The following is a 405-nucleotide window of genomic DNA, read 5'->3' on the forward strand; positions in this document are numbered from 1 at the left end:
GGTGGCCCAACCCCTTGTGGGAGGGAGCTGTCGAAGGTGGGACTGGCGATTGGGACGAAGTCGTAACAAGGTAGCCGTACCGGAAGGTGCGGCTGGATCACCTCCTTTCTAAGGAGCACTTCTTACCGGGTCCTTCGGGGCGCGGTCAGAGGCCAGTACATCAGCGAATGTCTGATGCTGGTTGCTCATGGGTGGAACGTTGACTACTCGGCACACTTGACCAGCTTGTCTTCCTAGTACTGCTTCGGCGTGGAACGGAAGGGGAGTGGTGAGAGTGTCGGGCACGCTGTTGGGTGTCTGAGGGCACGGCCGTATGGCTGGGTCTTCGGTTGCCGGCCCCAGTGCACTCGAGCTCTGGCTCGGGGTGATGGGTGGTTGGTCGTTGTTTGAGAACTGCACAGTGGA

At 60.0% G+C, this 405-nt stretch carries 1 rRNA gene; it reads left to right on the forward strand.

The features are described 5' to 3' along the window. Positions 1-108: ribosomal RNA gene (locus tag RM812_RS42670) — 16S ribosomal RNA — on the forward strand; the annotation flags it as partial. Positions 109-405: the final 297 nt, after the last annotated feature.

Source organism: Streptomyces lancefieldiae, assembly GCF_031845825.1.
Classification (GTDB): domain Bacteria; phylum Actinomycetota; class Actinomycetes; order Streptomycetales; family Streptomycetaceae; genus Streptomyces; species Streptomyces lancefieldiae.